The organism is Halopseudomonas xinjiangensis, assembly GCF_900104945.1.
GTDB classification, from domain to species: Bacteria; Pseudomonadota; Gammaproteobacteria; order Pseudomonadales; family Pseudomonadaceae; genus Halopseudomonas; species Halopseudomonas xinjiangensis.
The window spans coordinates 2773347-2791912 of the sequence record NZ_LT629736.1; the positions used below are offsets into that span (position 1 = coordinate 2773347).

Below are 18566 nucleotides of genomic sequence, written 5' to 3' on the forward strand. Positions count from 1 at the left end.
CCTGCAATGCATGGCGGGAGCTGACAGGGGCCTGCCGGTACGCGCCGGGCACCCGCGGTTGGGCAACGCGAGCCAATCGGGTAAACTGCCGGTTTGATTTTTCGCCAGCTCGCTGGCACCCAGAGTGCAGTATCGATGCCGAGTACCTTTCACGACATACCGCGCGAGCGTCCCAGCACACCGCTTCTGGACAGCATCGACGACACCGCCACGCTGCGCCGGCTGGATGAAGCCAGCCTGCTCGTGCTCGCTGATGAGTTGCGCGCGTTTCTCCTGTGGAGCGTAGGCCAGACCGGCGGTCATTTCGGTGCCGGGCTCGGCGTGATCGAACTCACCGTTGCCTTGCATTACGTCTATAACACGCCGGCCGATCGCCTGGTCTGGGATGTCGGTCATCAGGCCTACCCGCACAAGATCCTTACAGGTCGTCGCGAACAGATGAAAACGCTGCGCCAGAAGGATGGCCTGGCTGCCTTTCCCCGCCGCAGCGAGAGCCCCTATGACACTTTCGGTGTCGGACACTCGAGTACTTCGATCAGCGCCGCGATGGGCATGGCGGTTGCGGCGCGCCTACGCGGCCTCGATCAGCGCACCGTTGCCGTGATCGGTGACGGAGCGCTGACGGCGGGGATGGCATTCGAAGCCCTCAACCACGCATCGGACGTTGAACCGGACATGCTGGTGGTGCTCAACGACAACGACATGTCCATCTCGCGCAATGTCGGCGGCCTCTCCAACTATCTGGCAAAGATCCTTTCCAGCCGCACCTACTCGCATATGCGCGAGGGCAGCAAAAAGGTACTTTCGAAGATTCCGCAGGCGTGGGAACTGGCGAGGCGCACCGAGGAGCATGCCAAAGGCATGCTGGTGCCAGGCACCATGTTCGAGGAGCTTGGCTGGAACTACATCGGGCCGATCGACGGACACGATCTGCCGACTCTGATTACCACGCTGGCGAATATGCGCAAGCTCAAAGGGCCGCAGCTTCTTCACGTCATCACGCAGAAAGGCCGGGGATTTTCGCCAGCCGAGGCCGATCCGATCGGCTATCACGCCATCACCAAGCTCGAGCCCAAGCCGGTCGCAGCGACCTCCACCAGCGCCAGCAAGCCGAAGTTTTCGAATGTCTTCGGCCAATGGCTGTGCGACATGGCCGCGCATGACAAGCGCCTCGTCGGCATCACCCCGGCGATGAAAGAAGGCTCCGACCTGATCGCTTTCAGCGAGCGTTTTCCTGATCGCTACTTCGACGTCGCAATCGCCGAACAGCATGCGGTGACGTTGGCCGCGGGTATGGCCTGCGAAGGCATGAAGCCGGTAGTGGCGATTTACTCGACCTTCCTGCAGCGTGCATACGATCAACTGGTGCACGACGTCGCCGTGCAGAATCTCGATGTGCTGTTCGCCATCGATCGCGCGGGCCTGGTGGGTGAAGACGGTCCGACTCATGCCGGCAGCTTCGACCTTTCCTACCTTCGGTGTCTGCCAAACATGGTCATCATGGCCCCGGCGGACGAGAACGAAACGCGACAAATGCTCAGCACCGGCTTTCTGTTCTCAGGTCCCGCGGCCGTTCGCTACCCGCGAGGCACCGGTCCGGGCGTGGCGATCGATCCGGCGCTGGAGTCCTTGCCGATTGGGAAGGGCGTGATTACCCGTCAGGGTAGGTCGGTAGCGATACTCTGCTTTGGCACCCTCCATGCCAACGCCTTGACCGCAGCGGCCTCGCTGGATGCTACAGTCGCCAATATGCGTTTCGTCAAACCCCTGGATACCGATCTGGTGCGCCAGCTCGCCGAGCAACACGATCTGCTGGTGACGGTAGAAGAAAACGCGGTCATGGGCGGCGCTGGGAGCGCGGTCAACGAATGGTTGCTCGCCGAAGGCATCAGCAAGCCCGTGCTGAACCTCGGCCTGCCGGACGTCTACGTCGAACACGCCAAACCGTCCGAAATGCTGGTTGAGTGCGGCCTCGACGCGGCCGGTATCGAGCGCTCCATCCGCACACGTCTCGCATCGATCGGCAAGCCAGCCATCAAGCAGGCTTGACCCTCTAACGGCAAACCCCTAGAGTCGCCCGGCTTTCCAATCGCAGGGTGCCCGGCCAAGGCCGGGTGAAACGGGAAGTCGGTGCAACCCCGACGCTGCCCCCGCAACGGTAAACGATCGCAGGTCTGACCTGCAGAGCGCGTCACCAGCCACTGTGCTTCGGCATGGGAAGGCAACGCGCTTGAAGTCGTGAGTCCGGAGACCGGCCCTGACGATTGCTGAGGTGACGCGGAGGGCGCCACCGGTCAGCGCAGGCGTGCGGCCGCCCTCCAGGACGCCCCATTTCTGCCGACTTTCGCCCTCCTCAAAAGATTCTTTTGAGGATATATATGAACAAGCCCCTGATTTTCATTCCCGCACTGCTGAGCTCGAGCCTGGCTGTAGCGGCCGACTCGATCGCCCTGAGCGACACCATCGTTACTGCATCGCGGCAGCCGCAGCCCGCCAGTAGCAGTACCGCAGCCAGTAGCATTTTCACCCGTGCCGACATTGAGCGCCTGCAGCCCTACAGCGTAGCCGACCTGTTGCGCCGCGTTCCGGGTGCTTCAATCACCAGCAATGGCGGACTTGGCAGCCTGACGACGCTTTCGCTACGCGGGACCAGCGCTACGCAAAGCCTGGTTCTGATCGACGGTCAACGCATTGGCAGCGCCTCGGCCGGGCAGCCCAGCCTGGAATTTATCAACGTCGAGAACATCGATCGAATCGAGGTCATACGCGGTCCACGCTCCGCCATATACGGTTCGGATGCCATTGGTGGGGTCGTGCAGATTTTCACGCGCCAAGGCGAGCCCGGGCTCAGACCACGCGTGAAGCTCGGTATTGGCAGCAACCAGACCTACACTCGCAGCCTGGCGCTTTCCGGAGGCGACGAACGTACCACTGTCGACATCGGTGGGACCCTCAACGAGACTGCCGGCATCGACCGCACCCGGCACAATGCCGGCGGCGACGAAGACCGCGACGGTTATCGCAACGAAGCGTACAACCTCAGCGTAAGACATTGGATTACCGATACGTTGGATGTGGGTCTGCGGCTCAACGAGCAATCGGGCAATACCGAGTACGACCTGTTCGGCAACCCGGAAGACGACTTTCGCCTGAGCACTGTCTCGACCCACCTTCAATGGCAAGCCAACCGGGTCTGGACCGCAAGGTTGGAGGCAGGCCACGTCGAGGATAAGCGCGACAGCCTGTATGACTTTGCCAGCTATACCTACAACACCTACCGCGACTCCGCCAGCTGGTTGAATACGCTGAAGCTCAGCGACGCTCATCAACTGCAGACCGGGCTCGACTGGTATGAGGACCGGCTCCGCAGCAATTCGGAATTCACGCGGACCGAGCGCTACAACCGGGCAGCCTTCGCCCAGTACCGCTTCAGCGGAGAGCGCATCAGTGCCGAACTGGGCTGGCGGCACGACGATAGCGAACAATTCGGTCACGCCAACACTCGCAATGCGGCGTTGATCGTGCCACTCGCCAACGGTCAGCAGCTGGTCGCATCCTATGGCGAAGGCTTTCGCGCCCCGACATTCAACGACCTTTACACGGCGTACGGCGCCAACCCCCTCCTCGACCCGGAATGGTCGAAGAGCTACGAACTGCAGTGGCGCGGAGAGGTGGATGAAACCTCGCTGCAGGTGGCGGCATTTCGCACCGATATCGAGGATATGATTCTGCTGGACCCGTTCTACGTGGCGCAGAACATTTCCCAGGCTCGTATTCACGGACTCGAGCTGAGCGCGACCAGAGATGTACTGGGTTGGCAAACCACTGCGTCAGCCGCCTGGCTGGATCCACGTGAGCGCGGCACCGGCAGGCAACTGCCCCGCCGGGCCAAACGCACGTTGAGCCTCGACGCGGACCGCCAGTTCGGCAATATCGGCGTTGGGTTCACCATCATCGCCAACAGCCAGCGATACAACGACAGGGCCAATCAACAGGAGCTGTCAGGTTTCGGCACGCTGGAAGCCAGAGCAAGCTGGCGGATGCTGCCCTCCCTGCGCTGGGACCTGGCCATCAGCAATCTTCTGGAACGCGACTATCGACTGGCTAACTATTCCTACGCCGGGCGCACATACGCCTATCAGGAAGAACAGCTCAACGCCCGACTATCAATGACCTGGACGCCGACCCTGTAAAAACAGCGGGCAGCCGCGCGCATCTGCTTGATGCGGCGGCCTGCGCCAGGTTGCCTCTGGGAACAGGGCCGGGGCGGGGCTAGCGCTTTTGGTCAGCCGCAGGGTGCGCTCTGCCCGCAGCGAGCAGGCCGCACAGCTCTGCTACCCCGCGAGCAATCGCAGGGGTCGGCCTGACCAAGGCGTCGCTGTGCAGCGCATACAACCTGTCATGCCGCACCGCCGGAAGTTGCGGATAAGCGGACCACCGCTCCAGCCAACCAGCCGCCTGGCTCCTCTCTTCCGCCAGCGCGAGGATCACATCCGGCTGCGCCGCCAGCACCGCCTCGACACTGATCTGCGGTGCCAGTCCGGGTAACGACGCAAACACATTGCGCGCACCGCAATGTCTCAGCACATCGCTCAGAAGCTGCTCACCAGCCACAGTAAAGATCGGTTCCCTCCACAACTGTACGAACACGTCCGGCCCTTCGCCCGGCGAGCTTCTGAGCGAACTGGACAACTGCACTCGATAGGCTGTGCTCAGCGCTTGAGCTCGCTCGCGCTCACCGAGCAGGTCGCCCAAAGCGAGAGTCATGCGGTCGATAGCCTGCAGCGTCTGCGGATCGAAACGCCGCACTGCGATACCGAGCGACTCGAGACGAGTCAGCAGTTCGGGGGAATTTCCTGAGGTCCATCCCAGCACCAGGTCGGGACGCAGCGTGACTATGCGTTCAAGGGACAGGGACTGGTGGGCACCCACACGCTGCACGCCGTCCAGTTCGCCGGGAAGGGATTGGTCATCGAGCACACCGACAAGCCTGGCTTCGGCCTCGAAAAGCAGCACCATGTCGGTGAGAAAAGGCGCCAGGCTGACGATGCGCTCGGCTGCGGACGTTGGCAGGCTGAGGCACAGCACAGCGCCCAGCAGCCACCCACGCATTACTTGACCCAGGCAGACGGCGGTCGATAGAGCAACATGATGCCCTGCGTGGCAAGAACCAGCAGGACCAGCGGGACAATCTCAGCGGTGCACACGTAATGCAGTATGCCGATCCAGCCGGGGAGCTTGGCATGCAACAGCCCCAGCAATTGCTGGTGATGCAGACGACTCCATGCGTCTTCGGCGGTTGGCGAGGCACTCTGTGCGTCGGCTTCGATCAGCGCCCGCTTGTATTGGCGGAAGCGCCACAGGGTCGGCGCGACGCTGGCCAGGCCGACGATGAACAGCGGCATCGCACCCTCGGGCCAGGCGGGTTCCCAGTCGCCAAGAAACCATACCAGAGCGACCGGCAGAATCAGCGAGGCTGCGCACTGCATGCGCCAGTTGCGCTGCAGAGCCTGCCAATGGGTGCGAGCTTCAGCCATCACTCCACCTCGGCCTGATGCAGATTACCCAGCAGATGTCCGAGCTTGCCTGCTTTGGTTGCCAAGTACTTGCTGTTGTGGGGATTCTGGCCAAACTGCAGCGGCAGGCGGTCGGCGACACCGATGCCGATATCTTTCAACGCGTTGACCTTGCGTGGATTGTTGGTCAGAAGCTTGAGACTGGTGATACCCAGATGATCGAGCATCGGCTTGCAGATCGCGTAGTCACGCTGATCGGCACCGAAGCCGAGTTGCACGTTGGCCTCGACGGTATCGGCGCCGTTGTCCTGCAGATGATAGGCACGGATCTTGTTCATCAGTCCGATGCCACGCCCTTCCTGGCGTAGATACAACAAGGCGCCGCGACCCTCTGCGGCGATTGCTTTTAGCGCAGCTTCGAGCTGGAAACCACAATCGCAGCGCAGGCTGAACAGGGCATCGCCGGTCAGGCATTCGGAATGCAGGCGGCCGAGAACCGGCTGGCCGTCAGCGACGTCACCCATGGTCAGCACGACGTGTTCCTTGCCGGTGCCGGGTTCGAGGAATCCATGCATGGTGAACGTGCCCCACTGGGTGGGGAGCTGGGATGACGCAACAAAGGTGACTGGCACACCAATCTCCTGTCTGACCGCTTGAAAAGGGGGGCTATATTAGCAGGTGCGGCCGGTGGCGGCGACGCTCTCGCCCGGATGAATATCGGCACATGGCCGGCGGCCCCCAAAGCTCGTCAAAAACGCTGCTCCAACACCAGCACCGTACCCTGGTCTTCCATCCGTACCCTACGCAGGTAGCTCATCCCCAACAACACTTCCACCGGAAAGGCGCCTTCCAGAACCAGTCCATCGACGTTGCTGAGTTCGATGTTGCCGACTTTCACCCGCGCCAGACTCACCCGGTAGCCGGACACCTGTCCGCTGGCGGTGGTCGCCTTTATCGGGGTGCCGTCCAGCTTGTAGTCGACCCCTAGGCGTCGCGCCTGGTCGGAGTTCATCGCTACGCTGGTGGCACCGGTATCGACCATGAAAGAAACGCCCTGGCCGTTGACCGAACCACTGGTCCGGTAGTGACCGCCGGCGCTACGGGGAATACTCACCCGCACTTTCTCGCGGTCGGTATAGGCTTCGCTGTAATCGGTTTCCAGACCGAACTCACGGAGCTGACCATCCACACGCAGGGTCGCACTACGGCTGTTGGCGGTTACCAGTTCGACGCCCTGAGGACCGGGCCGACCCGCCCGCAACATGTGACGTTTACCGTCTACGGTGACTACCGCAGTATCATTGAACAGGCCGACCACCCGTACGTCAGGTGGGGCTGCCATCACAACAGATGCGCAAGCCAGTGAACTCAAGAGCAGTGTCGAGCAGATGGTTTTCATGATGGAGCGTTCCCTTGCCAGCCGGTCTATCACGTTAGCCATGCCGCCAGCCGCTGTCCAGGGGTCTAGAGGCGGGCGACCAGAAGCTCGGCGAGCCACAGTACACCGAGCGTCATGAAGCCGGCGAGAATGTCGTCCAGCATGATACCCAGCCCGCCACCGACCCGCTTGTCTACCCAACCGATAGGCCACGGCTTGAGAATGTCGAACAGGCGGAACAGCACGAAGCCAGCGACCAACCACGACCAGCCCACCGGCGCCAGCCAGAGCGCGATCCATACGCCGACAAACTCATCCCAGACGATTCCGCCATGATCATGCACGCCAAGATCATCAGCGGTGCGCTGACACAACCAGATGCCGAACAAGGTCGCAACCAGAATTACCGCGGCATAGCCAGCCACGGAAAACTGCTGCCAGAGCAGAATGAACGGCATGGCCGCCAGCGTGCCCCAGGTGCCAGGGGCGCGAGGTGCTGCGCCGCTACCGAATCCGAAGGCGAGAAAATGCACCGGATTACGCCATACCGAGGCTGGGACCGGCTCGTGCGATTCAGACACTGCAACCTCCAAAATGCTGATAGCCCGGCGCTCCGGAATAGGTCTCCAGGCCGTCGCCCCGATCGAGCCAGACACCTTCGCCACCGACGACCCGACCGATTACCGTAACCGGCCAGCCGGCAGCCCGCCAGACGTTGAGCTGCGGCTCACTGGCGCGTGGCAGTGTGAACAGCAAGACGTAGTCGTCGCCGCCGCTGAGCATCCAGGCGTCCCGCTGAGCGGCAGGCCAACAGCCCAGCGCAGAGGACAACGGTAGATCGGCAAGCCGGATTTGCAGGCCGACGCCGCTCTCTTCGGCCAGGTGTCCGGCATCAGCCAACAGGCCGTCGGACACGTCCAGCCCAGCGCTGGCTACCTTTGCCAGCTCCAGACCGAACTCCCAGTGCACCTGCGGAGACCAGAAGCGGCGCCGCAGGTAGTCACGGTCGGCTTCGGTCAGACCGGCAGGCAGATCCTGGCCGGTCACGACGGCAAGGCCCGCCGCGCCGTCACCCAGAGGGCCGCTTATGCACAGCAAGTCGCCCGGATGCGCACCGTCCCGGCGCATCTCCGCCCCGCTGGCCACCTCACCGAAAACGGTTACGCCTATGTTCAACGGACCACGGGTGGTATCGCCGCCGATCAATGACATGCGCAAGTCACCCGCAGCGCAGGCGAGGCCCCTGGAGAAACCTTCCAACCAGGCCTCGTCAGTCCGCGGCAAGGTCAGCGCCAGCGTAAACGCCACCGGACGGGCAGCCATGGCCGCCAGATCACTGGCCGCCACGGCAAGCGCTCGGTAGCCAAGATCAGCGGAGATGTAATCGGAGGGAAAATGAACGGATTCCACCATCGAATCGGTGGAGATGACACTACGGTAACCCGGGCGGACGTTGAGCAAGGCGGCGTCATCACCTATGCCCAGCGCCACCATCTGGCGATCACCGGCCTGTTCGAGGGCCTTGCTGCGAAAGAACCGGCGGACCAGCTCGAATTCACCCATTGGCATGCCGGCTCTCCCTTGACTGTCAGCGTCCTCGCCGGGCGGCGTTGACCTCGACGCTGCGCAACGACGGCGCCAGCTTGTCGAGAATACCGTTGACGTATTTGTGGCCATCGGTGGCACCGAAAATCTTCGCCATTTCGATGCCTTCGTTGATGACTACCTTGTAGGGCACGTCGATACGCTTAAGCAACTCATAGACGCCGATGCGCAAAATCGCCAACTCAACCGGATCAACTTCTTTCACTGGCCGGTCGAGGACTTTACCCAGCTGCTCGTCGATCTCGTCGAGCGAGCGCGGCACACCGGTCAGCAGCTCGTGAAAGTAAGCACCGTCTACCTTGGCGAAGTCGTTGTCGGTACGAAACTGAGCCTCGATATCCGACAGAGGCAGGTCGGCGATCTGCCAGGAATACAGGGCCTGTACGGCAAAGCTGCGTGCTTTGCGGCGCGCGGACGCCTTGGGGCGCCCGGCTTCGGCCGGACGTTGCTCGGAATCGGACACTTAAGCCCCCAATTGCTTGATGACGCTGACCATTTCGAGAGCCGACATGGCGGCTTCTGCGCCCTTGTTGCCGGCCTTGGTGCCCGAGCGCTCGATGGCTTGCTCGATGCTGTCTACGGTCAGCACACCGAAGGCTACTGGAATACCGTATTCCAGCGACACGGCGCCGGTGCCCTTGACGCACTCGCCAGCGACGTATTCGAAATGCGGGGTGCCACCACGAATGACAGCGCCCAGCGTGATGATCGCATCGAACTGAGCGAGCTCAGCAACCTTCTTGACCATCAACGGAATCTCGAAGGCACCGGGAACGCGGACGATGGTGATGTCGGCTTCCTTGATGCCATGGCGCTTGAGGGTGTCGACAGCGCCGGCCACCAGGCTTTCCACCACAAAGCTGTTGAAACGGCCGACGATCAGTGCGTAGCGGCCCTGGGCAGCGATGAAATCGCCTTCGATGGTACGGATAGCAGTCATGTTCACTCTCTCTTAAAGAACCGGCTGGGCTCGTGGCTCAGCCGTGAATCGGGTGCGTTATTAGCAGGGGACGTATTCTACTACTTCCAGGTCGAACCCGGATATGGCGTTGAACTTCATCGGCGCTGACATCAGGCGCATCTTGCGTACCCCCAGGTCGCGCAGAATCTGCGAGCCGGCACCGACCGTATTGTAGGTCGCCGGACGACGCACTGGCGGCTCCTCGCCAGCCAGTTGCTTGACGTGATGCAGCAGCTCGTCGCCTTCCATGTGGCCGCCGAGCAACAACACGACACCTTGCCCTTCCTCGTTGAGTCGCGCCATCGCGGCGTGCAGCGTCCAGCGACCCTCCTGTCGAACCATGAACAGGTCGCGAAGCGGATCCATGTTATGCACCCGGACCAGCGTCGGCTCTTCCGGTTGAATTTCGCCGAGGGTCAACGCCATGTGGATAGTGCTGTCGAGGGTGTCACGAAAGGTCACCAGGTTGAAACTGCCGAGCTCGGTATCCAGCGGCTGATCGGCAACACGCTGAACGGTGCGCTCGTTGAGCAGGCGGTAGTGAATCATGTCGGCGATCGTGCCGATCTTCAGCCCGTGCTGTTCGGCGAAGGCTTCCAGCTCGGGACGTCGTGACATGCTGCCGTCCTCGTTCATGATCTCGCAGATCACGCCCGACTCGCCAAACCCGGCCATGCGAGCCAGGTCACAGGCGGCTTCGGTGTGCCCGGCACGCGCCAGCACATTGCCAGGCTGCGCCATCAACGGAAAGATATGCCCTGGGCTGACGATATCCTCGGCGACGGCATCGTGCGCAGCGGCGGCTTGAACTGTTCGCGCGCGATCAGCGGCTGAGATGCCCGTCGTCACACCCTCGGCGGCCTCGATCGACACGGTGAACTTGGTACCGAAGCCCGAGCCGTTGCGCTGAACCATCAGCGGCAGGCGCAGGCGCTCACAGCGCTCCAGGCTCATCGGCATGCAGATCAAACCGCGACCGTGGCGCGCCATGAAGTTAATATGCTCGGCACGGCAGGCCTCGGCAGCCATGATCAGATCGCCTTCGTTCTCGCGGTCCTCGTCATCCATGAGGATGACCATCTTGCCAGCGCGGATATCTTCGATCAGTTCTTCTACGGTATTGAGTTTCATCTGGCCCTCCCCGGGCACATGAATCAGGGCTTGAGGAAGCCGTTCTCGGCGAGAAAGGCCAGACTGATATCGGATTGGCTGCCGGGCTCAGCAGCCTTGTCACCGAGCAACAGGCGCTCCAGGTAACGGGCAATCACATCGACTTCCAGGTTCACCACGCAGCCTGGCTGGTAACCACCCATGATGGTTTCTTGCATGGTGTGCGGCACGATGTTCAGGTGGAATATTGCGCCATCGACGGCGTTGACCGTAAGGCTGGTACCGTCGACGGTAATCGAGCCTTTCTCGGCAATGTAGCGTGCCAGCGCTGCCGGCGCTTCGATGCGAAAATGCCAGGAGCGCGCATCCTCTTCCATCGAGACCACCTTGCCGACGCCATCGACGTGTCCGCTGACCAGGTGACCGCCCAGCCGCGAAGCCGGCGTCAAGGCTTTTTCCAGGTTGACGCGGCTGCCTGGCTTGAGGCCCGCCAGCGCGCTGCGACGCAGCGTCTCCTGGCTGACGTCAGCCCAGAAGCCATCACCCGGCAGGTCGACCGCCGTCAGGCAAACGCCATTGACCGCGATGCTGTCTCCCAGCTTCACATCAGCCAGATCGAGCTTACCGGTCTTAACATACAGACGCACGTCGCCACCCTTGGGTTGCATGGTCTGAATCTGCCCGACCGCTTCGATGATGCCTGTGAACATAGAGTGCCTCTTCTCAGATGGACGCCTAGCCGACCAATAGGCCGACGCCGTATACCGCCAGGAAGCCGAAAGCAAACGCCATCAGCAGCAGCCCGAAGCTGCGCAGGTATGTCATGAAGGTCAGGCCGGGCACTTTGCTCATCGCCACGATGCCCGCCGCGGAGCCGATTATAAGCAATGAACCACCCACACCGACAGCATAAGTCAGGCCCATCCACTCGGCAGTGGTCATCTCCAGATCCGACTTGAGCAATGCGGCAGTCAGCGGAACGTTGTCGATCAGCGCCGAAAGCAGGCCCATCAGGAAGTTCGCGCCCAGGGTCGGCATCACGTCGTACAGCGCGGTGAGCCCCTGCAACACGCCAATGAACTGCAGCATACCCACCAGCAGCAACACGCCGAGGAAGAACAGCAGCGTCTCGAACTCGATGGCGCGAATGTATTCCAGGATCGGATCGTTTTCGATGTCTTCGTTGAAGAAACGCGCCACCAGAAACATGACCGCCAGGCCGGTGAGAAAGCTCAGTACCGGCGGAATGGCGAACAGCAGGCTGCCAAGAATGGTGCCGAAAATCGTCAACAGGAAGATGCCGGCGATAACCTTGTCGACCCCGCGGATCGGCTTGAGCTCGCTTTTCTGGATCATTACCTCGCCGCTCAGACCGACCGAGAGCAGACCGGCAAGCAGCAACACGGCCAGCAAAGCCGGGAAGGCAAGTAGCAGGAGGTTGGTGATCTCTACCTTGTTGGCCAGGAAGATCATCAGCGTCGTGACGTCACCCGTGATCATCGCCACGCCGCCGGAGTTGACCGCGAAGATCACCAGCGTGGCGAAGCGCAGCGTTTTGCGCAGCTCCAGATTCAGGCTGACGACCAGCGCAATGGAGACCAGCGTAGCGGTGATGTTGTCGGCGATCGACGAAAAGACGAAGCAGAACAGACCGGTCAGAAACAGCAGCTTGCGCTCGGTTATGTGCGCCGGAAGGATCGAGTAGATGATGTTCTCGATCAGGCCTTTCTTGTTCAGATAGGCGACGAAGGTCATGGTCGCCAGCAGGAACAGCCAGAGGCTGGCGATATCGGTGATATTGTGGCTGAGCGCTGCCTGAACCTGCTCGCGAAAGGCCAGATCAGGCGCGGCGATAAACAGCACCATCCAGGCGAGCGCGCCGAAGAACAGCACCACCTTGGCCTTGTTTACATGTATGACTTCTTCGAACACGACACCCAGAAACGCTGCGATCGCCATCAGGATCAACAGGACCTGCACACCGCTATGCATGATGAAACACTCTCAGGAAGGAAAAATCGGTCGCGCCGTGATACGCCAGTCCCGGCCGATAGCCCGCATGTCGGTTATCTCGAGATCCATGGCACCAGCCATGTTGTCGATCGGCAACTCCAACAGCGGTCGCGCCCGGCTGCCCAGCAGCCGTGGCGCCATATAAACGATGACTTCGTCGACCAGGCCCGCCTGGAAAAACGCTCCGGCCAAACCGGCGCCGGATTCGACGAGTACTTCATTGCATTGCCGTGCGCCGAGCTCAGCCAGGAGCTCCGGCAGATCCACACGTTCACCGGCATCATCCGGCAGGGTTAGCAGCTCGGCGCCAGCGAACCCATAATCCTGCTCGCGCCCACGCACACCGCGGCACACCACGAGAATCGGGCCCGGCTCACGAAACAGGCGACTATCCAGCGGAACACGCATACGACCATCGATCAGCACGCGCAGCGGTAGTCGGGCTGCTGCCGCTTCGGCCTCAGCGAGCGGCAGGCCCAGCTCGGCAGCGCGCACCGTCAGTGCCGAATCATCCTGCAGTACGCTATCGGCACCGCTGATTATCGCGCCACTACGGGCGCGCAGCCGCTGCACATCGGCGCGCGCCTCCGGCCCGGTAATCCACTTGCTTTCGCCGCTGGCCATGGCGGTGCGACCGTCAACGCTCATTGCCAGCTTCACCCGCACGTAGGGCCGGCCGGTTTGCATGCGTTTGATGAAGCCCGGATTGAGTGCGGCAGCTTCGGCCTCGAGCAAACCACAATCGGTTTCGATACCAGCGTCGCGCAACCGGGCCAGACCGCGTCCGGCGACCTGCGGATTGGGGTCCTGCATCGCAGCGACCACGCGGGCCACGCCCGCCCCGATCAGTGCATCGGCACAGGGCGGCGTCTTGCCAAAGTGGCTGCAGGGCTCGAGCGTGACGTAGGCAGTCGCCCCCTTGGCTCGGTCGCCGGCCTCGCGCAACGCATTGACTTCCGCGTGGCCTTCGCCAGCACGCTTATGCCAGCCCTCTCCAACCACCTGACCGCCATTGACCAGCACGCAGCCGACCCGCGGATTGGGCTCGGTGGTGTACAAGCCGCGCGCCGCCAGTTCCAGCGCACGGGCCATGTGCAAGCGATCCAGACGATCCTGTTCAGCCCTTGTCATCATGCTCGCGCCGGGACAGTCGTTCGATTTCCTCGCGGAACTGATTTAGATCCTGAAAGCGCCGATAGACCGAGGCGAAGCGGATATAGGCCACTTCATCAAGCTGTTTGAGCTCGTTCATGACCATCTCACCAACCACCATCGCTTTCACTTCACGTTCCCCGGTGGCACGCAGACGATGCTTGATATGGCTGATCGCCGCCTCGATCTGCTCGACGCTGACCGGGCGCTTTTCCAACGCCCTGAGCAAGCCGGCACGCAGCTTGTCTTCATCGAACGGCTGACGGCGGCCGTCCTGCTTGATCACTCTTGGCAGGACCAGCTCGGCGGTTTCGAAGGTGGTGAAGCGCTCCTGACAGGCCAGGCATTCCCGGCGGCGCCGAACCTGGTCGCCATCGGCCACCAATCGTGAATCGATCACTTTGGTGTCATGCGCACTACAGAACGGACAATGCATGGGTGGGCAATCCTGGTCACGGGAAATGAGCGCTGCACATGTTACTCCCTTGTCCGCTGCGAATAAATCGGGCCGAGCGTACAATGCACGCTTTTGCACAGAGGCCAAGCGATGCTGCGAGCGAACCTGGAAGCTGAACTGCACAGGGTGCTCAGCGAGGCGCGCCTGTGCGAATCCGCACTGCCTGGAGTGCCTGAGCTGCGGCTGTGCTTGCTGGATCCTCAGAACCTGGCGCGCGCCTTCGCAGCCGAGGAAACCCGCAGGCTGCTCGACGCTCCACCTTACTGGGGGTTTTGCTGGGGCAGCGGGTTGGCGCTGGCGCGCTGGGTACTCGACCACCCGGAAGAGGTTCGTGGCAAACGGGTTCTGGACTTTGGTAGCGGCTCGGGTGTGGTCGCGCTTGCCTGTCAACTTGCCGGGGCAGCCCAGAGTATTGCCTGCGATCTGGACGCCCCGGCACGCCAGGCCTGCGCCCTGAATGCCGAGCTGAACGGAGTCGAGCTGCAATACGCCGCCGATTATTTCGCCGTCGAAGGCGATCTTGATCTGATCATCGCCGCAGACGTGCTCTATGACAGCGACAATCGGCCATTTCTGGATCACTTCCGTCAACGCGCCGACCAGGTATTGATTGCCGACAGCCGAGTACGTGACCTGCAACACCCCGGCTATCGCAAACTGGCCATGCTGACGGGTGAGACCATCCCCGACCTTGGCGAGCCCCTGGAGTTTCGTCAGGTAGCGCTGTATCTGGCCACACCTTGATTCGATGCACGGCCGCCACCATATAGTTATCCATTGAACAACTGCCGGATCCAATCCATGAGTCAATCGCCCTACATCTTCGACGTAACCGCCGACGACTTCGACCGTTTCGTCATCGAAAACTCGTTCCACAAGGCAGTGCTGGTCGACTTCTGGGCCGACTGGTGCGCGCCCTGCAAGGCGCTGATGCCTGTGCTGACGAAAATCGTCGAGGGCATGCAGGGCGAACTGTTGCTGGCCAAGGTCAATTGCGACGAACAGGCCGCCCTGACCGAACGCTTCGGTATTCGCAGCCTGCCTACCGTCGTGCTGTTCAAGGACGGTCAACCGGTGGATGGCTTCGCCGGCGTGCAGCCTGAAAGCGCCATCCGTGCGATGGTCGAGCCCTATGCCACAGCCGCAGAACCCGCTCCTGCGCCCGAAGCGGATGTGATCGAGCAAGCGACGTCACTGCTGAACGCAGGGGAGCCCGAGCAGGCCATCGCCACGCTGGAGGCTGCGGACAACGACGCTCGCGACGAGGGGTTCCTGCTGCTGTTGGCGCGTGCCTTGATCGCCGCGAAGCGTCCCGACGAAGCCCAGCAGGTCATCGAGTCGGTCCCGGCCAGTGATGAGAACAAGCAGGCGCTTGCCGGGTTGCGCGCGCAGCTGACGTTTGCCCGCGAGGCCCAGGCTCTGCCGCCGCGCGAGCAATTGGAATCACGTTTGGCTAGCGATGCGAAGGACACCGAGGCGCTGTATCAATTGTCGCTGCGGGATTTGGCAGATGGCCGCTACGAACCGGCCCTGGATGCGCTGCTCGGGCTGTTTCAGACAGATCGGGATTATGCCGACAACAGCCCGCAGCGCACCTTGCTGCAAGTATTCGATGCCCTTGGCGGCAACCATTCCCTGACCATCCAATATCGCCGACGGATGTACCAGGCGCTCTACTGACCAGCAGCCGGCGAGCCCGGCTGCTGCATTCGCCAAGCAGGGAGTTATAAGATAACATCCGATTTTTCTCTCGGAGGCTCATCATGGTTTCGATCCGCCCTGCTTTCGCGTTCTGCTGTCTCGCGCTTCCTGTCCTGGCCGTCGGGCAGGCACACCATAGCCGTGAGCACGATCACGTTCACCAGCCCGGCGTCCACCAACACGGAGTAGGTGCACTGAATATGGCGCTGGATGGAAGTACACTGGAAATCGAGCTCTCCGGCCCGGCCGACAACTTCCTGGGCTTCGAATACCAGCCGAGCAGCGACGCGGAGCGTGAGCAGGCGCAACGGGTACTGGACAACCTGCGCCAGCCGGGCGGTTTGTTCATTCTCCCTGCCGAGGCGCGCTGCGTCCCCGAAGCGGTAGACGTTGAGAGCGCGCTGCTCAAGGACGTCGACTCCGACGCGGCGGAACATGGCCATGATGGGCATGAGCATGCCGAGTCGGCTGATTCACATCAGGACATCACAGCGCACTATCGATTTAGCTGCGAGAATGCCGATGCCATCGAGCAGATCGAACTGGCGGTGTTCAAGGTATTCCCCAATACAGAACGACTGCTGCTTCAGAGCATCGGTACGCGGGGGCAGCTTGGCGGCGAGGTGACCGCTAGCCAGCCGGTGGTGAAGCTGTAAGATGAGCGCAGCTCGTGTCTAACCCCGGGGAGCGGAAGACTGCGCATGGCAGCCGAAATCATCCGAATCGAATCATTGCGCTATGCCTGGCCGGGTCAACCGCTGCTACTGGCGATCGACGAATTTCTTCTTGCTCGCGGGGAGCGTCTTTTCCTGAAAGGGCCTTCCGGCAGCGGAAAAACCACCTTGCTCGGATTGATCGGCGGTGTGAATCGGCCCGATGCCGGCACGGTTCGCCTGCTGGGTGAAGACCTGTACACCCTGTCTTCGTCCCGCCGGGATCGCTTTCGCTCCGATCACATCGGCTACATCTTCCAGATGTTCAACCTGCTGCCGTACTTGTCGGTCATCGACAACGTCACGCTGGCCTGCAGCTTTTCGCCGGTGCGCCGCGAGCGCGCCCTGGCCGACCACCAAAGCCTGACGGCCGCCGCCAGGAGCTTGCTGATCGGTCTCGGCCTGCAGGACAGCTATCTGCAGCGCCCCGTCAGCGAGCTATCCGTAGGGCAGCAACAGCGGGTGGCAGCCGCTCGTGCCCTGATCGGCAAACCCGAACTGATCATCGCCGACGAGCCGACCTCCGCGCTGGATGCCGATACGCGCCAGACCTTCATCAGCCTGCTGTTCGATGAATGCGCCCGGGCCGGCACCAGCCTGCTGTTCGTCAGCCACGACGCTTCACTGGAAACGCTCTTCGACCGCAGCCTCTCGCTCGGCCAGCTGAATTTGGCCCAGCGGCAGGAGAACGCATGATGTATTTGCTGCGGCTGTCACTCAGAAGCCTGGCCAACCGTCGCTTCTCTGCCCTCTTGACCATGCTGGCCATCGCCCTGAGCGTCGCGCTGTTGCTGGGCGTGGAACGTATCCGTACCGAGGCCCGCGCCAGCTTTGCCAATACCATCTCGGGCACGGACCTGATCGTGGGTGCACGTTCCGGCTCGGTGCAACTGTTGCTGTACTCGGTCTTTCGCATCGGCAACGCCACCAACAATATCAGTTGGGAGAGCTACCAGCGCATCAGTGACCACCCTCGGGTGGACTGGGCGATTCCCGTGTCCCTGGGCGATTCGCATCGCGGGTTCAAGGTGATGGGCACCGACGCGCAGTATTTCGAGCATTTCCGCTTTGGCCGCGAACAGCCGCTGGTATTTGCTCAAGGTGCCGCCTTCGATGATCTCTACCAGGCGGTGATCGGCGCCGACGTAGCGCGCGACCTCGGCTATAAACCGGGAGATGAAATCGTCCTTGCACATGGTACCGGGTCGGTCAGCTTCGTCGATCATGCGGATAAACCGTTTCGAGTCAGTGGGATTCTCGCCCGCACCGGTACGCCGGTCGATCGCACGGTCCACATCAGTCTGGAAGGCATGCAGGCGATTCATCTGGGCTGGAACAGTGGCATGCCGGCGCGCGGCGGCCGCCAGATCAGCGCTGATAACGCCCGGCAGATCGATCTGACACCTGACTCGTTGACCGCGGTCCTGCTCGGCCTGGACAGTCGTATCGCCACCTTCGCGGTCCAGCGAGACATCAACCAATACCGGGCCGAGCCACTGCTGGCGATTCTGCCCGGCGTCGCGCTTCAGGAGTTGTGGAGCTTGCTGGGTACGGCGGAAAAAGCCCTGTTCCTGGTATCGAGCTGCGTTGTCCTGACCGGGTTGATCGGCATGCTCACTGCGGTACTCGCAGGCCTCAATGAACGCCGACGGGAGATGGCCATCCTGCGCTCGGTGGGCGCGCGACCAATGCATGTTTTCGGATTGTTGCTCAGCGAGGCGCTGGTGCTGACAGTGGCCGGCATCGCCTGCGGTCTGTTGATTCTCTACGCTGCGCTTGGGGTTGCCAGGCCATGGCTGCTGGACCACTATGGCTTGTTCATCGCGATACAGATGCCGGCATCGAGAGAGTGGCTGCTACTCGGCGCAATTCTGCTCGCCAGCGTTCTCATGGGTTGCATCCCGGCCTGGCGCGCTTACCGACTTTCGCTCAATGACGGCCTAACGATACGGATCTGAAC

The 18566-nt window shown here is 61.8% G+C and carries 20 protein-coding genes and 1 riboswitch; of the genes, 7 read left to right on the plus strand and 13 right to left on the minus strand.

Translation table 11 applies throughout. The features are described from left to right. Positions 1-135: 135 nt before the first annotated feature. Together dxs and BLT85_RS12895 are read left to right on the plus strand one after the other, a co-directional pair. Entirely contained in the window at positions 136-2049 is a 1914-nt protein-coding gene (gene dxs, locus BLT85_RS12890; protein ID WP_093395469.1) for a 1-deoxy-D-xylulose-5-phosphate synthase, read from the plus strand. Positions 2050-2078: 29 nt separating this feature from the next. Continuing rightward, a riboswitch (cobalamin riboswitch) is annotated at positions 2079-2274 on the plus strand. 104 nt (positions 2275-2378) lie between these two features. Continuing rightward, positions 2379-4193: a TonB-dependent receptor domain-containing protein gene (locus tag BLT85_RS12895; protein ID WP_093395472.1), complete on the plus strand. Its 1815-nt coding sequence runs from the start codon at positions 2379-2381 to the stop codon at positions 4191-4193. A gap of 79 nt (positions 4194-4272) precedes the next feature. Here the strand turns inward: BLT85_RS12895 and BLT85_RS12900 are convergent, their stop codons facing one another. From BLT85_RS12900 to nrdR, 13 genes are all read right to left on the minus strand, one after another. Then, the gene (locus BLT85_RS12900; RefSeq protein WP_093395474.1) at positions 4273-5112 is read right to left on the minus strand and encodes a cobalamin-binding protein; all 840 of its coding nucleotides are present in this window, start codon (positions 5110-5112) and stop codon (positions 4273-4275) included. Further along, on the minus strand, positions 5112-5537 hold the full coding sequence (locus tag BLT85_RS12905) for a hypothetical protein (protein WP_093395476.1): 426 nt from the start codon (positions 5535-5537) through the stop codon (positions 5112-5114). Before BLT85_RS12905 ends, BLT85_RS12900 begins: the two co-directional genes overlap by 1 nt. Then, the gene (gene ribA, locus BLT85_RS12910; protein WP_093395478.1) at positions 5537-6148 is read right to left on the minus strand and encodes a GTP cyclohydrolase II; all 612 of its coding nucleotides are present in this window, start codon (positions 6146-6148) and stop codon (positions 5537-5539) included. The genes BLT85_RS12905 and ribA overlap by 1 nt, the downstream gene beginning before the upstream one ends. Before the next feature lie 116 nt (positions 6149-6264). Further along, positions 6265-6915, minus strand: a complete 651-nt coding sequence (locus BLT85_RS12915; RefSeq protein ID WP_093395480.1) for a retropepsin-like aspartic protease family protein — start codon at positions 6913-6915, stop codon at positions 6265-6267. Between the two features lie 65 nt (positions 6916-6980). Then, positions 6981-7475, minus strand: coding sequence for a phosphatidylglycerophosphatase A family protein (locus tag BLT85_RS12920; protein ID WP_231701480.1), 495 nt, complete (start codon positions 7473-7475; stop codon positions 6981-6983). Then, the gene (thiL, locus tag BLT85_RS12925; RefSeq protein WP_093397756.1) at positions 7468-8457 is read right to left on the minus strand and encodes a thiamine-phosphate kinase; all 990 of its coding nucleotides are present in this window, start codon (positions 8455-8457) and stop codon (positions 7468-7470) included. Before thiL ends, BLT85_RS12920 begins: the two co-directional genes overlap by 8 nt. A 25-nt stretch (positions 8458-8482) precedes the next feature. Beyond that, positions 8483-8962, minus strand: coding sequence for a transcription antitermination factor NusB (gene nusB, locus BLT85_RS12930; RefSeq protein ID WP_093395487.1), 480 nt, complete (start codon positions 8960-8962; stop codon positions 8483-8485). Beyond that, positions 8963-9439, minus strand: coding sequence for a 6,7-dimethyl-8-ribityllumazine synthase (gene ribH, locus BLT85_RS12935; RefSeq protein ID WP_093395490.1), 477 nt, complete (start codon positions 9437-9439; stop codon positions 8963-8965). 60 nt (positions 9440-9499) lie between these two features. Then, the gene (gene ribBA, locus BLT85_RS12940) at positions 9500-10591 is read right to left on the minus strand and encodes a bifunctional 3,4-dihydroxy-2-butanone-4-phosphate synthase/GTP cyclohydrolase II (protein WP_093395492.1); all 1092 of its coding nucleotides are present in this window, start codon (positions 10589-10591) and stop codon (positions 9500-9502) included. A 23-nt stretch (positions 10592-10614) separates the two neighbouring features. Next, positions 10615-11280: a riboflavin synthase gene (locus BLT85_RS12945; RefSeq protein WP_093395494.1), complete on the minus strand. Its 666-nt coding sequence runs from the start codon at positions 11278-11280 to the stop codon at positions 10615-10617. Between the two features lie 25 nt (positions 11281-11305). Next, a complete protein-coding gene (nhaD, locus tag BLT85_RS12950) occupies positions 11306-12562 on the minus strand; it encodes a sodium:proton antiporter NhaD (protein ID WP_093395496.1) in 1257 nt (418 codons plus the stop codon). Between the two features lie 12 nt (positions 12563-12574). Then, positions 12575-13714 (minus strand): bifunctional diaminohydroxyphosphoribosylaminopyrimidine deaminase/5-amino-6-(5-phosphoribosylamino)uracil reductase RibD, encoded by a 1140-nt coding sequence (ribD, locus tag BLT85_RS12955; RefSeq protein WP_093397759.1) that lies wholly within the window; start codon positions 13712-13714, stop codon positions 12575-12577. After that, positions 13701-14171 carry a transcriptional regulator NrdR gene (nrdR, locus tag BLT85_RS12960; protein ID WP_093395498.1) on the minus strand — a complete coding sequence of 157 codons (471 nt, stop codon included), beginning with the start codon at positions 14169-14171 and terminating at the stop codon, positions 13701-13703. Before nrdR ends, ribD begins: the two co-directional genes overlap by 14 nt. 111 nt (positions 14172-14282) lie before the next feature. Here nrdR and BLT85_RS12965 point away from each other — a divergent pair, with 111 nt between their 5' ends. The 5 genes from BLT85_RS12965 (at position 14283) to BLT85_RS12985 (ending at position 18564) form a co-directional block, all read left to right on the plus strand. Then, positions 14283-14936, plus strand: coding sequence for a class I SAM-dependent methyltransferase (locus BLT85_RS12965; protein WP_093395500.1), 654 nt, complete (start codon positions 14283-14285; stop codon positions 14934-14936). 57 nt (positions 14937-14993) lie between these two features. Beyond that, complete coding sequence (gene trxA / locus BLT85_RS12970) at positions 14994-15872, plus strand: thioredoxin (protein WP_093395502.1); 879 nt, start codon at positions 14994-14996, stop codon at positions 15870-15872. 83 nt (positions 15873-15955) lie between these two features. Further along, a complete protein-coding gene (locus BLT85_RS12975; RefSeq protein WP_093395504.1) occupies positions 15956-16549 on the plus strand; it encodes a DUF2796 domain-containing protein in 594 nt (197 codons plus the stop codon). A 45-nt stretch (positions 16550-16594) separates the two neighbouring features. Next, on the plus strand, positions 16595-17302 hold the full coding sequence (locus BLT85_RS12980) for an ABC transporter ATP-binding protein (RefSeq protein ID WP_093395506.1): 708 nt from the start codon (positions 16595-16597) through the stop codon (positions 17300-17302). Further along, positions 17302-18564, plus strand: a complete 1263-nt coding sequence (locus BLT85_RS12985) for an ABC transporter permease (RefSeq protein WP_093397762.1) — start codon at positions 17302-17304, stop codon at positions 18562-18564. The genes BLT85_RS12980 and BLT85_RS12985 overlap by 1 nt, the downstream gene beginning before the upstream one ends. Positions 18565-18566 lie beyond the last annotated feature (2 nt).